Raw genomic sequence first — 17,726 nt, 5'->3', positions numbered from 1 at the left:
GAGAACGAGTGAACGGCAGGACCATCGCACGCGCCGCGGCGGCCGCGGCATCCCTCGGCATCGGCGCGGTGCTGACGTTCTCCGCACCGGCCGGCGCGGAGCAGAACCAGGCGCCGGTCGACTCCGGCCTGACCCATCTGACCGAGATCGCGGGCGCCGACCCCTCCGCCCAGGAGGGCATCGCCGCGCTCACCCGATACGCCGGTTTGATCGACGCAGCGCACCTGCGTGAGGTCTCCAGCGTGTTCACGCCGTTCTCCTACGCCGCGCCCACCTTCGGCTGCGGCAGCAACGGGCCGATCACCACGATCATCGCGGCCGCGACCACCGAGGGGACGGGCAACGGCCGGGACCTGAACGTCGCGCCCGGCGAACTGCGGTTCAGCGCGACACCCTCGCACTCCGGCGCCCCCCTGGCTTCCGGGCTCGTCGTCGCCTGGGTGAACGTGAACACCGGCGCCAGCGGCCTCGACCCGCTCGACGACGTGACCGAGTACCGTCTGCCGACGCTGTCCAAGACGGTCAAGAGCGGACCGGGCACCGTACTCGCCTCGATGTGGGGCATCATCGACTACCCGTTCGCCCACTGCGTGATGACCCCCACCGTCGGCCTGTTCACCGTCCCGGACTTCCCGGCTCCGCCGCCCGCGGCACCCCAGCCGGCACCGGCGGCCCCGCAGCCCGCGCCCGCCCCCTAGCCGGGACCGGCGCCGCGAACGCCGGTTTCGGCGAGACGCCCGCCGCACCGCGACGGGATGCCCGGTAATCGCTACCGCGTGAACCGCGCGTGAGGGTTTTCGCCAACTCGATCCAGGGCGGCGAAGAATGCGCGAATGTCGGCGACGTGCGCGTCGGGGCGTTCCATCGCGATGAAGTGGTTGCCGGTGTTGCCCTCCGGCCAGTGCACGATGGTGTTGTCGCGTTCGGCGAGCCGCCGCATCAGCGCGGAACCGCCGCCGTAAGTGCCGGTCGGCACCGATTTCTGGCCTTTCGGCCAGACGAATCCCCCGTCGCCGAGGCCGTTGTACATCGGCCATGACGACGAGGCCACGGTGTCGGTGAACCAGTACAGGCTGATGCCGGTCAGCAGATGGTCGCGGCTGATCACGTCCTCCACCCGGTCGGCGAGCGGGGCGAACTCGGTGAACTTCTGCATCAGCCAGGCGAGCAGACCCACCGGCGAATCGGTCCACGCGTGGGCGAAGGTCTGCGGGGCGGCACGCAGCAGGACGTGATGGTTCACGCCGCCGGTCATCCACTGCTGCATCCGGTCCCACTCGGCGCGTTCCTCCGGCGTCATGGTGGGCACGTCCGCCTCGGTCGGCATCCCGATCCCACCGTCGAGGTGCACACCGATCACCCGCTCCGGTGCGGCGATGGCGAGTTCCGGCGTCACGTAGGCGCCGAGGTCGCCGCCCTGTGCGCCGAAGCGCCGGTAGCCGAGCCGGTCCATCAGCGTCAGCCACATCCCGGCCACCGTCGCCGGTGTCATGCCGGGTTCGCGCGGCCCTTCGGAGAAGCCGAAACCCGGAACCGAGGGCACCACTACATGGAATGCCTGCGCCGGATCGAGTCCGTACGCCCGCGGGTCGGCGAGGGGGCCGATGGTCTCGGAGAATTCGACGAACGAGTTGGGCCAGCCGTGCGTGAGGATGAGCGGCGTCGCGTCGGGCTCCGGCGAGCGCACGTGCAGGAAGTGCACGTCGAGACCGTCGATGCGCGTCTTGAACTGCGGGAACTCGTTCAGCGCCGCTTCCCGTGCGCGCCAGTCGAATCCGGTCCGCCAGTACTCGGCCAGCTCGCGCAGGTAGCCGACCGGCACGCCGCGATCCCAGCCGGAGCCGGGCAGCTGCGCGGTCCAGCGGGTGCGGGCGAGCCGGTCGTGCAGGTCGTCCACGTCGGTCTGCGGGATCTCGATGCGGAACGGGCGGATGTCGGTCATTCGGTCGGCTCCTTGCCGGTCGGTCCTGCGGTACGAGGACGACGTTAAGGACCATCTAGGACTGACCAGGTCCTAGATTTCGGGCATCCTCGACGTCATGAACGGCACACCCGCCCGGCTGCTTCGTCTGCTGTCGCTGCTCCAGACGCCGCGTGACTGGCCGGGCAGCGAATTGGCCGAACGTCTCGGCGTCACCGATCGCACGGTGCGCCGTGACATCGACCGGCTGCGTGACCTCGGCTATCCGGTCACCGCGACGCTCGGCGCGACGGGCGGCTATCGACTGGTGGCGGGCGCGGCGATGCCTCCGCTGCTCGTGGAGGACGACGAGGCCGTCGCCATCGCGGTCGGGTTGCGCGCCGCCGCCGGGACCGGGGTGGCCGGGATCGAGGAGGCGTCGGTGCGGGCGCTGGCCAAAGTGGAGCAGGTGCTGCCCGCGAAGTTGCGGCGCAGAGTGCGGGTCCTCGCCACCGCCCTGACCTCACCCACCGGCGGCGGGCCCGCCGCCGACCCCGACGTGCTCACCACACTCGCGGCGACCGTGACCAACCGGGAGCGGGTGCGTTTCGCCTATCGCGACGAGGCGGGGGCGGAAACGAGGCGCAATGCCGAGCCGGTTGGCCTTGTCCCCGCCCGGCGGCGCTGGTATCTGGTCGGCTACGACCTCGACCGGGCCGGCTGGCGGGTGTACCGCGCCGACCGGATCGACCGTCCGCAGCCCACCGCAGCCCGGTTCACCCCACGCCCGCTTCCCGCCGCCGATGCCGCCGCCTACGTCGCGGGCCGCCGCACCGACTGGGGTTCACCGACCTTCCGTCTTCGCCTCACCATCCACGCTCCCGCCGACCTGGTCGCGGGGCGGTTGGGCGAGAACCCCGGCGAGGTCGTCGCGATCGATGCCGACACCTGCCGGATCGATACCCCGCGGGACGACGCGCCGGAATGGCTGGCCCATCGGCTGCTCGGGCTGGGAGCGGACTTCCAGGTGCACGAACCCCCGGAATTGATCGCACACCTGCGCGCCATCGCCGAACGCGCCGGGCGTGCGATCGGCGCGAATCCGCCGCACCGTGCCGATGCCTGAGCCTCCGGCACGGCCCCGGGGCTCGCGAATCCGCCACCCGTGCCGATGCCTGAGCCTCCGGCGCGGCGCGGGGCTCAGCGGGAAAGGTCGATGCGGAGCAGAGCGCCGGATTCGGTGCCCGCGATCAGTCGTCCGGGGTCGGCCGGAGTGGCGGCGACGGCGGTGAGCGGCTGCGTTTCGAGGACGGCGCAGGCCGCGCCGGTAGCGGGATCGACGCGAATCAATCGGCCGGTGAGGGTGGTGACGTAGAGGATGCCGGTCGGGTCGATCAGCAGGTCGTCGGCGAAATCCGGGAGGCCGGGCAGCCGCGAGGACAAGTCGGTCACGGTGGCGCGAGCCGCGGGGGCGTCGAGCGGGATGCGGACGATCCGGCCGAGCGGGCCGCCGTTGGCGGTGACATACAGCGCGCCGTCGTGCACGGCCGCGCCGTTGGCGGCCAGTCCCGCCAGCGGCGCGCCCCACGCGGTGTCGACGGACGCGTCGGGACGGATCTTGACCACGCCGGACCCGGTCGCGACGTAGAGGTTGCCGCTCGGGTCGAAGGCCGCGCCGTTGGGCATCGTGTAGCCGGAGACGAAGATCTCCGGCTTCGGCACGGCCGCCGCCGGATCGAACCGGACCACGCCGCCCGGCCGGACGACGCTGACCGGCGCGTCACCGTAGACGACATACAGCAGCCCGTCGGGACCGAGCCGGACCGCGCCCGGGAATTCCACCGGAACGGTCGCGGTCAGCGTGCCCGCGGCGTCGTAGCGCTGGACCTCGTTGCGATAGAGCCGCGATACCCACAGGTTGCCCTGCGCGTCGTAACCCAGATTCTCCGACCAGTCGAGCACCGGAACGGGCGCCGGAACGGCCGTGACCGCCACCGCGGGGTCGCACGCGGCGACCGGCGGCGCGGCGACCGCGCCCGGCGCGAGTATCGCGGTGAGTGTCGACGTCGCGGCGGACAGAAGAAGAGCGCCTGGACGGCGGAGGATTCTCAACGCGGGCACCTCGGGCTCGGGTAGGTGGGAGTCGCCGCGGATCCTAACCGCTTTCGACGCCGAATCGTGCGGTCCCCTCCGCGACACGATCTTTGGCACTATCGGTGAATGCCATTCTTCGACGGCGCGCGCGGCCGGATGCACTATCGGCGGTGGTCGACCGAGAACTCTTTGTGCACCGTGGTGCTGCTGCCCGGAATCGGCCAGCACAGTGGGCACTACCATCGCTTCGCGCGCGCCTTGCAACCCAGCGGGGCGCAGGTATGGGCGTTGGATACCGCCGGGCACGGCTTGAGCGAGGGCGATCCGGAACGGCCCGGCACGCTGGCCGAACTGGTGGCGGACGCGCTGCGGCTGGTCGAGCTGGCTCGCGCGGATCGGCCGCTGATCTTGATGGGCCATTCTTTGGGCGCGGTGACCGCGCTGGGCATGCTCGGCGCGGCGGTGCCGGATCCCGCCGATGCGACAACGCATTCGACGGTATTGGAACGGGACTACCCGCTGCGGCCCGCGCTGCCCGCAGGCGCTCTGGCGGGCCTGGTGCTGTCGGGCGTTCCGAAGCGCGCGCTGGGCGGTGGTGCGCCGGGCGCACCGGGAACGCCACTGCCACGCGAACTTCCGGTGCTCGCCGTGCACGGCGTGGACGATCGGCGCGCGCCGATCGATGCGATCAGGGTCTGGACTAGCCGCCACGAATCGGTAGATTTACGGGAGTACATCGACGCAGGGCACGACCTGTTGCACGAGCCGGTGCACACGCGGGTCACTGCCGACATCGCGGATTGGATGCAGGGTGTCGTCGTGGGGTTGGCACGACATCCGTGAACCGCTCTTCGGACGAGGAAGGGGGACGGCGCAGATGCCATCACAGGAGAACGGGTTCGGCGGGGAGCCGCCCGCGGAGGTCACCGCACCCGGTGTCGATATCGCCGCACTGAACCGAGCGGTCGACGACGGCTCGCTGTGGATCGACGGCCTCTTGGTCGCCGAAGGCGCGCACGAACGCTGCGCGCGCCAGTACGAGCTGCTCGCCGACCGCGTCGAAGAGCAGATCCGCATCCTGAGCGCCGCCACCGGACTGCCGGGATTCGGCGGATTCGCCTCCGGCGATGCGCTGCGCGCCGGTTTCGAGCGCAAGGCCGACGGCGCGATCACGCGATTGACCGGATATGCCTCCGCCGCAAGGGATCTCGCCCAGACCTTCCGCGCGGCGGCCGCCACCTACCAGCAGGCCGACGAGGCGCTCGCGCAGGCGGTCGAACGGATCGACGTGACGGGAGCCGCGCATGCGTGAGATGCCGCGCGCGGGCGAGCGGGCCACCCACCGGCGCACCGACCCCGCGTACGCGCCGAACGTCGAGGTGTTCGACAACCTCACACATACCGAGATCCATGCCAAGGTGCAGCTGCTCGACCCGGCCGTGCTCTCGGGCGGCAGGCAGGCATGGAGCGATGCGGCGGCGCACCTCGCCGACGCGGTCTTCCAGGCGCACACCGAGATTCGCGCGGCCATCGCCGACGGCTGGCGCGGCTCCGCGGCGAAGAGCGCGGACGCGGTGGTGCGCGTGTTCGAACAGAGCGGCCAGGACTTGGCCGACGTGTTCGCGGTGGTCTCGCAGCGTCTCGGGCAAGCGAGCGACGCGGCCGAAGCGCTGCGCGCCGCGGTGACCGAGCCGCCCACCGCGGCACCGGATCTCGCGGGGGCGCTGCTGGATCCGTCCCGGGCGACCAGCAATGTCGAAGGACAGAAGGCGAGTGAGCACGCCCGCCAGGACGTCGTGCGAGCGATGAACGACATCTACGCGGGTGTGTTCGCGCAAACCGGCACCGACGTGCCCGCGTACCCCGACGAAGCGGACCGGCCGACCGCCGCGGCGCCCGCCCCCGCACCGGCGAGCAAGCTCGTCGGGACCGTGCAGCCATCCGTTGACGCGCAGCCGATGTCGCTGGGAACGCACGCGCGGGAACCGAACGGCGCAGCGGAGCGCAGCGCCGGCACGGCGCCCGCCGATCAGGCGCTCGCCGCGGAGAATCCGGCCACGTCCGCTGCCGCTGCCGCGCCCGCCGCCGCCCCGATCACGGCCGAGACACCGGCGACGACCGCGCCCAGGGTCGCATCCGCCGCCACGGCGGCGCTCCCGACGGTGGCGGCGGCGGCATCTCTCCTGCGCACCGTGCCCGCCGCGGCCACATCCGGACCGACCACCGCATCCGCCTCGGCGACGAGCGAACCGATGACAACTCCCGCCGTACCGGGCGTGGGGGGCCAGGTTCCCCCCGAGGAACAACGCAAGCGCGACGAGCGGCGCAAGAACAACGACAGCGGCGACGCGGCGGTCACCGGCCTGAGCGCGGGCGCGATGGGCGGTCTGATGGGCGGTGCGGTGGCCGCGGCCGACACCCCGCGCGCGGGTTCGAGCGTGGCCGCGAACGCTGTGTCCGCACGCTCGGCGCCGCTCGATGACGAGGACGACGAGTTCGATCTCGACGATCTGCCCACCTTCCTCGAGCCCTCCGACGACGGCGGCGAACTCATCGGATCGCTCGATCCGACCACGCCGCCCGTGCTCGGTGAATGGTCCGAGTACGAGTGAACTGGACGCTGACCCCGGACCAGTTCGCGCTGGCCTGGTCACGCACCGACGGTGATCGCATCCCCTATCCGCTGGCCGTACGCCTGTCCGCCCGCGACAGCGGTGAGCGCGCCGCGCAGCTTCCGGCGCTCGATCATTGGTGTGCTCAGGTGCTGGACGCGGACCTGGAAGCGGCGCTGCGCATCCTCGCCCAGCCGGATCTGCGCGTGGAGGTGTTCGGTCAGCGTGACGCGGCGGCCACACGGGGAAACGGCGGCCCGCCGTCCATCGCATCGGCGGAAAGCGAACCGGCGCGCCCGATCCGTATCCTCGGCGCCGCCGCCGGGAACATCGCGGTCGTCGCGGCACAGCGCCCCGGCTCGACGCCCGACCGCGGCGGCGACGTGCGGCTGTTCGCGGGCAGCTCGAAGAGCCTCTGCGCGCGAATCGTTTCGATGCTTCCGGACAACACCCCCGGCACGCTCCCGCGCATGACCGCTCCGCTGGCCCAGGTCGGGGAAGACAGTCGCAACCTGGTCACCGTTCCGGTCGCCGGGCCCTCCACCTCGTCCCGGATTCGCAAGCTGCTCAAACAGCCGCGCGAAGGCATCGGCCAGATGGTGGTCTCCGCGCGACGCGGCGCGGGCGAACTGCGCCCGTTCGGCGTGCTGTGCTGGATCGATGTCCTCGCCGACGGCCGGTACGCGGTGCGCACCGGCACGGACGTCGATGTCGTCGCGGTGACCGCGGAGGGTTTCGCCGCCCATCTGCGACCGCTCGTCACCGCGGCAGCGCGCACGTCGACGGCTTTCGCCGGGCGTTGAACATCTCGGCGGGCCGCGTGGTCAACCCCCTTGACGGGTCGACCGCCGTACCACGGCGGGTTCCCAACGCCTCCGGCAACGGCGCGACTGGACCGTTTACGGTGTACGAGTGCCACTCTACGAATTCGAAGGCAAACGGCCGCAGGTCGATCCGACGGCGTTCGTCGCGCCGACGGCGACCCTGATCGGTGACGTCCGGGTCGAGGCGGGCGCCTCCATCTGGTACGGCGCGGTGCTGCGAGCGGACCTGGCGCCGATCGTCATCCGGGAACGCGCCAACATCCAGGACAACTCGGTGCTGCACGTGCCGCCGGACGTGCCGATGGAGATCGGGCCCGGTGCGACGATCGCGCACAGCGTGGTCTTCCACGGCGCAGCGGTCGGCGCGGAGGCCATCGTCGGCAACGGAACGACGGTGCTGGATCTGGCCAAGATCGGGGCGGGCAGCATGATCGCCGCCCACTCGCTGGTACCACCCGGGGCCGAGATTCCCGACGGCGTGCTCGCCGCCGGATCTCCCGCCGAGGTGAAACGGCCGATCGAGGGCACTCAGGCGCAGATGTGGGTGCGGCTCAACCCGGGCTTCTACGCGGAACTGGCGCAGCGTCATCGAAAGGGCATCGTCGAGATCTGACCGCCGTCAGCACAGCAGCGCGGTGACCTCGGCGTCCTCGAGCTGGTGGAAATCCCGATAGGCGCCGCCGACGCCGCCGAGCGAGCGCGGCACCCACGGGCAGACCACCTCGTCGGCCTCGTCGGCGACCCGGCGCATCGCCTCCGTGGAGGAGACCGGGACGGCGGCGACGACTCGCGCGGGCTGGTGCAGGTGCGCGACCCGGCAGGCGACCACTACGGTGGCGCCGGTCGCCATGCCGTCGTCGACGATCACCACCGTGCGCCCCGCCAGCGGAATCGGCCGCGACGCTCCGCGCAGCACCTGCCTGCGCCGCTCCAGTTCGGCGCGCTCGCGCGCCTCGATCGAGTCGACCTTTCTCGGCGTCAATCCCGTGTGCGCCAGCACATCCGGGTTCAGCACCCGGACCCCGTCCTCGCCGACAGCGCCCAGCGCCAGCTCCGGCTGCCACGGCACACCCAGCTTGCGGACCAGAAGGATGTCGAGGTCACCGCCGATCACCTCGCGCACCGCCGCCGCTACCGGCACCCCGCCGCGCGGCAGACCGAGCACCAGCGGGTTCGACGCGCGTAGGTGTTCCAGATGCTCACCCAGCGCGTGACCGGCCGAGGTCCGATCGGCGTACATCATCGATGTCGAACGCTACTCCGGTCCGCGCTCGGTGATCGCGAATCGCCGCAACGCGAGGCTCGGGTTGGCGGTGCGCACCTTGCTCAGATACGCCAGGTCGATTCCGGCGGTGAGCACGCCCGTTTCGTCGCCGAGTCCGGCGAGCACCGAACCGGCCGGGTCCACGATCATCGACGCGCCGGCGCCCCGGGGTGCGGCCTGGTCGGCGGCGGCCACGTACACGGTGTTCTCGATGGCCCGCGCCCGCACCAGCGTGGTCCACTGGTCGACCTTGCCCGGTCCGGGGATCCATTGCGCGGGCAGCAGCAGCACCTGCGCGCCCGCCGCGGCGACCCGGCGGGCGCCTTCGGGGAAGCGAAGATCGAAACAGGTCTGCATGCCGAAAATCACATCACCGACCGCGAAGGTGGCAGGCGCCTCGATCGCGCCCGGCTCGACCACGTCGGATTCGAGGTGGCCGAACGCGTCGTAGAGGTGGACCTTCCGATAGCGGGTGACGAGGGAGCCGTCCGGGCCGAGCACGACGAGGGTGTTGCGGATGCGGTCGCCGCCGGGAGCGACCTGCTCCACCGTTCCGGCGACCAGGAACACGTCGGACTCGCGCGCGATCTCCCCGAGGCCGGTGACGAATGGGCCGGTCAGGGGCTCGGCGACGGCGACGACCCGCTCGTCGAGCCGGGTGACGGCGAACATCGAGTACTCCGGTGCGACGACGACGCGGGCACCGCGCTCGCGGGCCGTGCGCACATGCTCGCGCAGCGCCGTGAGGTTCGCCGAGGGGTCCGTCGAGGGGGCGAACTGGACGACCGCCACGTCCAGCTGATCCGGCGTCGCGTCCTGCCGCGCGGGCGAGTTGTCCAGTTGCATAGGTCTCACCGTATTGGGGCGGTGGCCGGGACGACCAGCACGAGGCAGTAAACTCCTGGTCAATGAGCACCAATCAGGTCGACAGCGTTTCTGGCGACAACGACAGGGACACCGACGGCCCGTCTTTCGCCGATCTGGGCATCGATGACCGCATCCTCGCGGCCATCGCCGACGTCGGTTACGAATCGCCGTCGCCTATTCAGGCGGCGACGATTCCTCCGCTGCTCTCCGGCGCCGACGTGGTCGGTCTCGCACAAACCGGTACCGGCAAGACCGCGGCCTTCGCCATCCCGATCCTGATGGGGCTCGAAGCCACCGGCCGCACCCCGCGCGCCTTGGTGCTCGCCCCGACCCGCGAGCTCGCGATCCAGGTCGCCGAGGCGTTCGGCCGCTACGCCGCGCACATCCCCGGGCTGCATGTGCTGCCCATCTACGGCGGACAGAGCTACGGCGTGCAGCTGTCGGGCCTGCGCCGCGGCGCGCACGTCGTGGTCGGCACGCCGGGCCGGGTGATCGATCACCTGGAGAAGGGCACGCTCGACCTGTCGCAGCTGCAGTACCTGGTGCTCGATGAAGCCGACGAGATGCTCAAGATGGGCTTCCAGGAGGACGTCGAGCGCATCCTCGCCGACACTCCGTCGGACAAGCAGGTGGCGCTGTTCTCCGCCACCATGCCCGCCGCGATCCGCAAGATCTCCAAGCAGTACCTGCACGATCCGGTGGAGATCACGGTCAAGGCCAAGACCTCGACGGCCACCAACATCACCCAGCGCTGGGTGCAGGTCTCGCATCAGCGCAAGCTGGACGCGCTCACCCGGGTGCTCGAGGTCGAGTCGTTCGAGGCGATGATCATCTTCGTCCGCACCAAGCAGGCCACCGAGGAGCTCGCCGAGAAGCTGCGCGCCAGGGGCTTCTCCGCCGCGGCGATCAACGGCGACATCGCGCAGAACCAGCGCGAGCGCACCATCGGCCAGCTCAAATCCGGCGCCCTGGACATCCTGGTCGCCACCGACGTGGCCGCGCGCGGCCTGGACGTGGACCGCATCTCGCACGTGGTCAACTACGACATCCCGCACGACACCGAGTCCTACGTGCACCGCATCGGCCGCACCGGCCGGGCCGGGCGCAGCGGCGAGGCACTGCTGTTCGTCGCGCCGCGCGAGCGGCACCTGCTCAAGTCGATCGAGCGCGCCACCCGCCACCCGCTGACCGAGATGCAGCTGCCCAGCGTGGAGGACGTCAACGCGCAGCGCGTCACCAAGTTCGGCGACACCATCACCGAGAACCTCACCTCGGCGAATCTCCCGCTGTTCCGCAAGCTGATCGAGGACTACGAGCGCGAGCACAACATCCCGCTGGCCGACATCGCCGCGGCGCTGGCGGTGGGCTCCTATGACGGCGACAACTTCTTCATGGAGCCCGAGCCGGAGCCGGTGGAGCGCCCGCAGCGTGACCGGACCCCGCGCGAGCGGCCCGCCCGGCGCTTCGAAGAGGACCGGCAGGCCGGTGCGCATCACCGCGCCACCGGCGCCGAGCTGGCGACCTACCGGATCAGCGTGGGCAAGCGGCATCGCGTGGTGCCCGGCGCGATCGTCGGCGCCATCGCCAACGAAGGCGGCCTGCGCCGCAGCGACTTCGGGCACATCAGCATCCGTCCGGACCACAGCCTGGTCGAGCTGCCCGCGCAGCTGCCGGAGGAAACGCTGGAGGCGTTGCGGCGCACCCGGATCAGCGGTGTGCTCATTCAGCTGCAACTGGATCAGGGCCCGCCGCAGCAACGCTCGTTCACCCGTGGTCCGCGCCGCGAGCGCGAGGGCGTCAAGCGGACGGAGCGTCGTAAGCCGCGTTCCTGAGCCGGGGAGGGTAGGCCGAGGTCAAGCGCGCTAGCTACAGTGTTGCGGTCCGTGTGTAATTCGGCGCACGCCGGCAGCGGGTGTCCCGCGAAGACACAGGAGGGCCGCGTTTGTTCGTGTTCGGTGATCGTGTCGTCTGCACCACCGTCGATCTCGTCCGCGCGGCGCACTGCGAGTTCGCGCTGCTGCGCGCCCTCGACGCCGAACTGGGCACCATCCCGGCCGAACCAGCAAGCACCGCGGCGGGCCGGGAGGCCGCGCGGGGAACCGAGGATGTGCGGCAACGCCTTCGCGCCGACTACCGCGCACGGTTCGGCGGTGCGGTGGTCGAGATCGACCGTCCACCGGACGAACCGGGCGATCCGGCCCGTCACGTCGCGGCACTGACCGCCGCCCACGCCGACACGGTCGCCGCCTTGCGCTCGGGCGCACACGTGGTGCACGGCGCGACCTTCTTCGACGGCCGGTTCCAGTGCTCCGCCGACTTCCTGGTGCGGGCCGAACACCGCGTTCGCTACACCGTGCACGGCATCGCGCCGACCACCGCGGACCGGGTGGCCGCCGCACTCGAACTCGCCGCCTGCGCCGAGGCCCTCGACCGCTCGGGCGCGCTCACCGCGCCGCTGGTGCGGCTGCACCTGGGCGAGGAGAGCAGCGCCAAGGCGCTGAGCGAGCTGCTTCCGCTGCATCGGGCGCGCAGGCGCAGGGTCGAACGCATCGTGGAGGAGAAGCTCGGCGAACTGCTGCCCGTGCAGTGGGGCGATCCCCGTTATCTCGCTTGCGGCCGCTGCCGCACTTGCGTCGAGGCCCTGTCCGCCGCGCGTGATCTGCTGCTCGTGGCCGGTATGCCGCCCGCGGCGCGCGCCCGGCTGCGCGAAGCGGGGGTGAACACTCTCGATCGGCTGGCCACCACGGAGATCGCAGTGCCGGGCGTGCCGCCGCGCACCGTCTCCGCGCTGCGCCGCCAGGCGGAAATGCAACTGCGGCGCGAAGTTTCGGGCGAGCCCACATACGCGCTGCTCGACGCGGCCGCGCTCGGGGCGCTGCCCGCGCCCTCCCCCGGCGATCTCTCGCTCACCATCGCGGGCGGCGGGCGCACTCCGCTCCTCGTGCAGATCGGCGGGCCGGATACGGTGCACCTCTCGTTGCGCGGGCCGAGCGGATCGAGCGAACCCCGCGCTGCCGCCGCCGCGGAACGCCGGGTGCTCGAGCAGGTGCTCGACTATCTGACCCAGCGCCGCCGGACCTATCCCGACCTGCACGTCTACCACTACTCGGCCATGGTGCGCACGGCACTGCTGCGCTGTACCGGACGGCACGGCGTCAACGAAGAACTCGTCGACGAGCTGCTGTGCGACGGCGTCCTGGTCGACCTGTATCCGATCCTCCGTAACGCGCTGCTCATCGGGGAGTCCTCCTACCGGCTCAGCGGGCTGCGGCGGCTGCTTCCCGATTCGAGCGCCGCCGAACACGATTGCCACACGGTGCTGCGCTTACGCGATTGGCTGCTCGATCGCGCGGGCGAGCAGCGCATCGCCACGCGGGCCGTGGCGCCGGGGCGGCCGGACGCGTGGTGCGCCGCGGTCCCCGGTGAGCCCGCGCCGCCGCCGTCGTCCCGGCCGTCGTCGCTGGAGGCCGCGCTCGCGGAATACGCCGCCGCGCAGGGCGATCCGCTGCATCCCGCCGCGATGATGGCCGCGGCGCTCGGCTACCACCGGCGCGAGCGGCAGCCGCTGTGGTGGGCGCACGCCGACCGGCTCAGCCATCCGGTGGACGAATGGGCCGAGGCTCCAGGCGTTCTGGTCGCCGACTGGGGCACGGTGGACACCAAGTGGCATCGGCGCCCCGACCGCCCGGCGATGCGGCGCTACCTGACCCTCACCGGCCGGATCGGTACCGGTTCGAGCGGCGCACCCGGCCCGAGCACACTCACTCCGGGCACCACCGTCTACACCTTCTACGACCAGCCGATGCCGGACGGCATGGTCACCGGGGCGGGCTTGCGGGCCACCGCGACGGCGACGGTGCTCGGCTGCTCGGTGGACACCGAATTCGACGACGCCGTCCGGCTGGAGGAATTGCTGCCCGAGAGTTGCGAACCCTACGACGACCTGCCCTCCGCGATCGCGCCCGGCCTCCCGGACTGGGACGAGAACGCGGAACTGGCGATCGAACTCGCGGCGCAGCAGTTGCTGATGACCCTGCCGGACGCCCCGCGCTCGGCCGTCTTCGACATCCTCGCCCGCCGTCCGCCGCGGCTGCGCGGCGAGGCCAGGTTGCCCGAGGTGCACGGCGACTACGCCGTGGCGATCACCGCCGCGCTGTGCGCGCTCGACGACTCCTACGTCGCCGTGCAGGGCCCGTCGGGCACCGGGAAGACCGCGACCGCGGCCCGGGTGCTGGAGCGGCTGATCACACGGAACAAGTGGCGGATCGGCATCGTCGCGCGAGCGGCCGCCACCGTGGAGAACCTGCTCGACGCCGTCGTGCGGGCGGGCGTGCTGCCGGAACTGGTCGCCAAGAAGGACGCGGCGGCGGTCTCCCCGGAGTGGGTGGTGATCGACGCCGCCCGCTATCCACGATTCCTGGACAACGCGATCAGCGGTTGCGTCCTCGGCGGCGATCCGGCCGATTTCGCGAACGAGGATCTGGTGCCGCGTGCGGGCCTCGACCTGCTCGTCGTGGCCGACGCGGGCCGTTTCCCGCTGGCCGAGACCGTCTCCGTCGCGGCGTGCGCACGCAACCTGTTGCTGCTCGGCGACCCGGTCGCGTCGAGCGCACGCGGCGCCCACCCCGCCCCGATCGGCGAATCGGTGCTCGGCTGGCTGGCCGAGGGACGCCAGACCTTGCCCACCGAGCGGGGCTATTTCCTGGACCGCACCTGGCGGATGCACCCGGCGGTCTGCGAACCCGTCTCCCGCCTCTACTACGACGGGCGGCTGCGCGCCAACGAGACGGTCACGCTGGCCCGTCGCCTGGACGGCGAGCAGCCCGGCGTGGAAACCGTCCTGGTGGACCACTACGGCAACGCCACCGAGTCACCGGCGGAGGCGCGCGAGGTGGTGCGCCGGGTCCGCGCCCTGCTCGGCATGTCCTGGACGATCGGCGCGACCACGCGCAGGCTGCATCCGCACGACATCTTCGTGGTCGCGCCGTACGCCGCTCAGGTGGGGCGCATCCGCACCCTGCTGGCCCGCGCCAAGATCGAGGACGTCCTGGTGGGCACGCCGGATCGCTTCCGCGGCCGGGAGGCGGCGGTGGTGCTGCTGTCCATGACCACCTCCTCCCCCGCCGACGCGCCCTACGGCATGCCGTCGCTGTTGTCGCGCGGCTTGATCCACGCGCTGTGCCGCGCCATGTGGAAGGCGATCGTCATCCGCTCGCCGCTGCTCACCGAGTATCTGCCCGCGAGCACGGACGAACTCGCCGATCTCGGTGCGTTCCTGCGGCTGACCGACGCGGGTCAGCCGAAGCAGACGCCCTCGCCCCGATAGGTCGGCGCGCCGACGCGGGAGCCGTCCTCGTCGACCAACTGCACGGCGTCGAACCGCTCGCACAATTCACCGGCCTTCGCGTGCCGGAACCACACCCGGTCGCCGATCCGGAGTTCCGCGGCGCCCGACAGCGGGGTCTGCACCTCACCCGCGCCCTCGGTGCCGAGCAGCTTCAGTCCGCGCGGCCACACCGGCTTGGGTACCCGCGACGATCCGGCGGGGCCGGAGGCGATGTAGCCGCCCGCGAAGACGGTGGCGATATCGGCCGTGGGCCTGCGCAGCACGGGCATGGCGAAATACAGCGCAGGCCTGGGGGTGAACGCCCGGTAGTCGTCGAACAGCGTGGGCACGTACAGCCCGGACCCGGCGGTCACCTCGGTGACGTCCGGATCGGCGACGCTGACCTCGATGGACCCGCTGCCGCCGCTGTTGACGATCTCGAGTTCACCGGTCACCGAACGGACCGCGTCGAGCACCTGGGCCCGGCGTTTGCGGATCTCCGCCGCCGACGCCCGCTTCACCAAGCGCACCGCGACGTTCGAATCGGGAAGCCCCGCGATCTGCGCCTCGTAGGTCATCACGCCCACCACGTCGAAGCCCCGCCGCAGCGCCGCATCCGCCAGGGCAGCCGCCTGCTGCGGCGTGCGGACCGGAGAACGGCGCACACCGAGGTGCAGTGGGCCGATGCGCAGGGAGGCGTCGACGTCCAGACAGACCCGTGGCCGCACCCGATCGGTGCCTAGGGCGGCGCGGATCAGGTCGAGTTGCGCGGCATCGTCGATCATCAGCGTGATCGATCGCGACGCGATGTCGTCGGCGGCCAGTTCCGCCAGTGCCGCGCGGTCCACGGTCGGATAGCCGAGCAGGACATCGCGCGCTCCGTGGCGCACGAGCCAGAGGGCCTCGCGCAGGGAGTAGGACATGACGCCCGCGAAGCCGCCGGCGGCGGTGAGATCGGCGCCGAGGACTTCGGCGAGCACGGCGCGGCAGCGCACGGATTTGCTGGCCACTCGGATCGGGGTGCCCGCGGCGCGACGCACCAGGTCGGCGGCGTTCGCGCGCAGGGTGGGCAGGTCGAGGGCGGCCAGGGGCGGGTCGAGTTCGGCGGTGGCCGCGTGCAGCCCCGCGATCGGCGACGTCTCGGTCACCAGGACAACTCAACCACCAAGTTGGTCAAACGTCCAGTATTTGTCAGATCTCCGCGGCCTTGGCGGCAAGTCCACTGACCATCTCGTCGAGCACCACCAGCATGGTCTCGTCGTTGCAATCGGCCAGCCAGCGCAGGACCGTGCCCTGCACGATCGAGACCACGTTGCAGGCGATCGCCTCCACCGGCTCCAGCCACTGCGTTCCCGACCGCTCGGCACACAGCTTCAAGAACGCGGTGACCTCGGCGTCCTTTTCGCGATAGAACTCCGTCGCGATCGGATCCGGGAAGCAATCGGTCCTGTGCGCCCAGCGCGCGCGCAGCGCCTGCAAGGTCATCTCATACGACTTGATCTGCCTGTCCGGGGTGGCCTTGACCAGCGGCCAGTAGGCACTGACCCCCGCGTGCAGCAACACCCGCAGCGCGCGCAGGCCCGTGCACTCGAGCGTGGCGGCCGCCGTTTCGACCGCGTCGGTGACGGCGGGGCGTAGCCGGATTTCTGTTATCACTTCTCCACGTGCGCTCAACGACGACTCCCTCTCGGCGAAAGAACTCACGCACCTGCGTTGGCGCGACTCGCTGAACAGGGCGGGCAACATCGGGAAATACTCGGGCTACCCGGTCCAACGTTCACCAATGGTAGAGCGTTTTCGGGGTTTGAGAACGGGTTCGATGGGTAATTCCAGACTGAAAGAATGTTTTGTTACCCAACCGGGATCGCAGCGCGATCATGCCGTGCCGCCCGGAAATCCCGCTATGACGGGGGATCTGGGCCTCCGGCCGCGCCCCTACAGACCGTTGACAACGGTACGGTCCGAGCCGTCGGCAACCCAAATCCTGTGGCAAATGCCACAGCGAAACCGCGCGAATCGGTCAGCATAACGTGCGAGGTTCGATCCGCTCCCGACACCGTTTCGTTCCGCGTGCCCGATAGCCTGGATCGGTGACTCTCTCGCCCCCCGCCGACCAGTACTTCCTTTCCGGCACGTTCAACTTCCGCGACACCGGCGGGCTGCGCACCCATGACGGCGCCAAGGTTCGCCCGGGGGTCCTGCTGCGCTCGGCCCAGCTGAGCGGACTCGACGACGCGGGCCACGCCGCGCTCCGGGAACTGAGCATCAGCGACGTCCACGACCTGCGCGGACAGCGCGAGATCGACCACATCGGCGCCGACCGGTTGCCCGCGGACGTCCGGCTGACCATCACTCCGTTCGACTCCAGGATGGCCGAGGCGCCGCCGCACGAGGCGACCGCGCGGACCGCCTACACGCACATGCTCGAGGTCTACCGGATGTTCCCGGCGCTGCCCGAGGCGCACGCCGCCATCGCTTCGCTCGCCGAGTCCGTCCTGCGCGGCGAAGGCGCCGTGCTGGTGCACTGCGCGGCGGGCAAGGACCGCACCGGCTGGGCCGTCGCCACGCTGCTGCGCGCGGTCGGGGTGACCGAGGCCGATGTCCAGGCCGACTACCTGCTCAGCAACGGGGCCGTCCCCGCACTGCGCGCCCTGATGACGGGCAAGCTGCTGGCCGGCGAGGAGTTGTCGATCGACCTGCTCGGCGTGCGCGAGGAGTACCTGGACATCGCCACCGCGTCGATGCGCGAGTTGCACGGCGACCTGGACGGTTACCTCGCGACCATCGGGCTCACGCCCGAGTTGCTCACGCGGCTGCGCGAGCGAATGCTGGAGTGAGA

Annotated in this window: 16 protein-coding genes; 10 read left to right on the top strand and 6 right to left on the bottom strand. The window is 71.2% G+C overall.

The annotated features are described in order from the left end of the window. Positions 1-8 precede the first annotated feature (8 nt). Positions 9-698 carry a hypothetical protein gene (locus tag ABZ803_RS30790; RefSeq protein ID WP_357044690.1) on the top strand — a complete coding sequence of 230 codons (690 nt, stop codon included), beginning with the start codon at positions 9-11 and terminating at the stop codon, positions 696-698. Between the two features lie 71 nt (positions 699-769). On the opposite strand, the gene ABZ803_RS30785 is transcribed toward ABZ803_RS30790, so the two are convergent. After that, on the bottom strand, positions 770-1,942 hold the full coding sequence (locus tag ABZ803_RS30785) for an epoxide hydrolase (protein ID WP_357044688.1): 1,173 nt from the start codon (positions 1,940-1,942) through the stop codon (positions 770-772). Positions 1,943-2,039: 97 nt separating this feature from the next. Here ABZ803_RS30785 and ABZ803_RS30780 point away from each other — a divergent pair, with 97 nt between their 5' ends. Beyond that, entirely contained in the window at positions 2,040-3,026 is a 987-nt protein-coding gene (locus ABZ803_RS30780; RefSeq protein ID WP_357044686.1) for a YafY family protein, read from the top strand. Positions 3,027-3,100: 74 nt separating this feature from the next. Here the strand turns inward: ABZ803_RS30780 and ABZ803_RS30775 are convergent, their stop codons facing one another. Continuing rightward, positions 3,101-4,012: a hypothetical protein gene (locus ABZ803_RS30775; RefSeq protein WP_357044684.1), complete on the bottom strand. Its 912-nt coding sequence runs from the start codon at positions 4,010-4,012 to the stop codon at positions 3,101-3,103. Positions 4,013-4,120: 108 nt separating this feature from the next. On the opposite strand from ABZ803_RS30775, the gene ABZ803_RS30770 reads away from it, so the two are divergent. From ABZ803_RS30770 to ABZ803_RS30750, 5 genes are all read left to right on the top strand, one after another. After that, on the top strand, positions 4,121-4,837 hold the full coding sequence (locus tag ABZ803_RS30770) for an alpha/beta fold hydrolase (RefSeq protein WP_357044682.1): 717 nt from the start codon (positions 4,121-4,123) through the stop codon (positions 4,835-4,837). A 34-nt stretch (positions 4,838-4,871) separates the two neighbouring features. Then, a complete protein-coding gene (locus ABZ803_RS30765) occupies positions 4,872-5,306 on the top strand; it encodes a hypothetical protein (RefSeq protein WP_357044680.1) in 435 nt (144 codons plus the stop codon). Next, positions 5,299-6,606 (top strand): hypothetical protein, encoded by a 1,308-nt coding sequence (locus ABZ803_RS30760; RefSeq protein ID WP_357044678.1) that lies wholly within the window; start codon positions 5,299-5,301, stop codon positions 6,604-6,606. Before ABZ803_RS30765 ends, ABZ803_RS30760 begins: the two co-directional genes overlap by 8 nt. Beyond that, on the top strand, positions 6,588-7,409 hold the full coding sequence (locus ABZ803_RS30755; protein WP_357044676.1) for an ESX secretion-associated protein EspG: 822 nt from the start codon (positions 6,588-6,590) through the stop codon (positions 7,407-7,409). Before ABZ803_RS30760 ends, ABZ803_RS30755 begins: the two co-directional genes overlap by 19 nt. 109 nt (positions 7,410-7,518) lie before the next feature. Next, a complete protein-coding gene (locus ABZ803_RS30750) occupies positions 7,519-8,043 on the top strand; it encodes a gamma carbonic anhydrase family protein (protein WP_357044674.1) in 525 nt (174 codons plus the stop codon). Between the two features lie 6 nt (positions 8,044-8,049). Here ABZ803_RS30750 and ABZ803_RS30745 read toward each other — a convergent pair whose 3' ends face one another. Further along, the gene (locus ABZ803_RS30745; RefSeq protein WP_357044672.1) at positions 8,050-8,673 is read right to left on the bottom strand and encodes a phosphoribosyltransferase family protein; all 624 of its coding nucleotides are present in this window, start codon (positions 8,671-8,673) and stop codon (positions 8,050-8,052) included. A gap of 12 nt (positions 8,674-8,685) precedes the next feature. Beyond that, the gene (locus tag ABZ803_RS30740) at positions 8,686-9,540 is read right to left on the bottom strand and encodes a carbon-nitrogen hydrolase family protein (protein ID WP_357044670.1); all 855 of its coding nucleotides are present in this window, start codon (positions 9,538-9,540) and stop codon (positions 8,686-8,688) included. A 62-nt stretch (positions 9,541-9,602) separates the two neighbouring features. On the opposite strand from ABZ803_RS30740, the gene ABZ803_RS30735 reads away from it, so the two are divergent. Further along, a complete protein-coding gene (locus ABZ803_RS30735) occupies positions 9,603-11,393 on the top strand; it encodes a DEAD/DEAH box helicase (protein WP_357044668.1) in 1,791 nt (596 codons plus the stop codon). Positions 11,394-11,509: 116 nt separating this feature from the next. Next, positions 11,510-14,887: an AAA domain-containing protein gene (locus ABZ803_RS30730; protein ID WP_357044811.1), complete on the top strand. Its 3,378-nt coding sequence runs from the start codon at positions 11,510-11,512 to the stop codon at positions 14,885-14,887. Here the strand turns inward: ABZ803_RS30730 and ABZ803_RS30725 are convergent. Together ABZ803_RS30725 and ABZ803_RS30720 are read right to left on the bottom strand one after the other, a co-directional pair. Next, a complete protein-coding gene (locus ABZ803_RS30725) occupies positions 14,857-16,035 on the bottom strand; it encodes an alanine racemase (protein ID WP_357044666.1) in 1,179 nt (392 codons plus the stop codon). The genes ABZ803_RS30730 and ABZ803_RS30725 overlap by 31 nt on opposite strands. Before the next feature lie 43 nt (positions 16,036-16,078). After that, on the bottom strand, positions 16,079-16,561 hold the full coding sequence (locus ABZ803_RS30720) for a TetR family transcriptional regulator (RefSeq protein WP_357044664.1): 483 nt from the start codon (positions 16,559-16,561) through the stop codon (positions 16,079-16,081). 416 nt (positions 16,562-16,977) lie between these two features. On the opposite strand from ABZ803_RS30720, the gene ABZ803_RS30715 reads away from it, so the two are divergent. Continuing rightward, the gene (locus ABZ803_RS30715) at positions 16,978-17,724 is read left to right on the top strand and encodes a tyrosine-protein phosphatase (protein WP_357044662.1); all 747 of its coding nucleotides are present in this window, start codon (positions 16,978-16,980) and stop codon (positions 17,722-17,724) included. The last annotated feature ends 2 nt before the right edge of the window (positions 17,725-17,726 follow it).

This window comes from Nocardia sp. NPDC047648 (genome assembly GCF_040642815.1).
GTDB lineage: Bacteria > Actinomycetota > Actinomycetes > Mycobacteriales > Mycobacteriaceae > Nocardia > Nocardia gamkensis.
The sequence above is the reverse complement of the archived record's forward strand: the minus strand, read 5'-3'. Positions and strand labels throughout refer to the sequence as shown.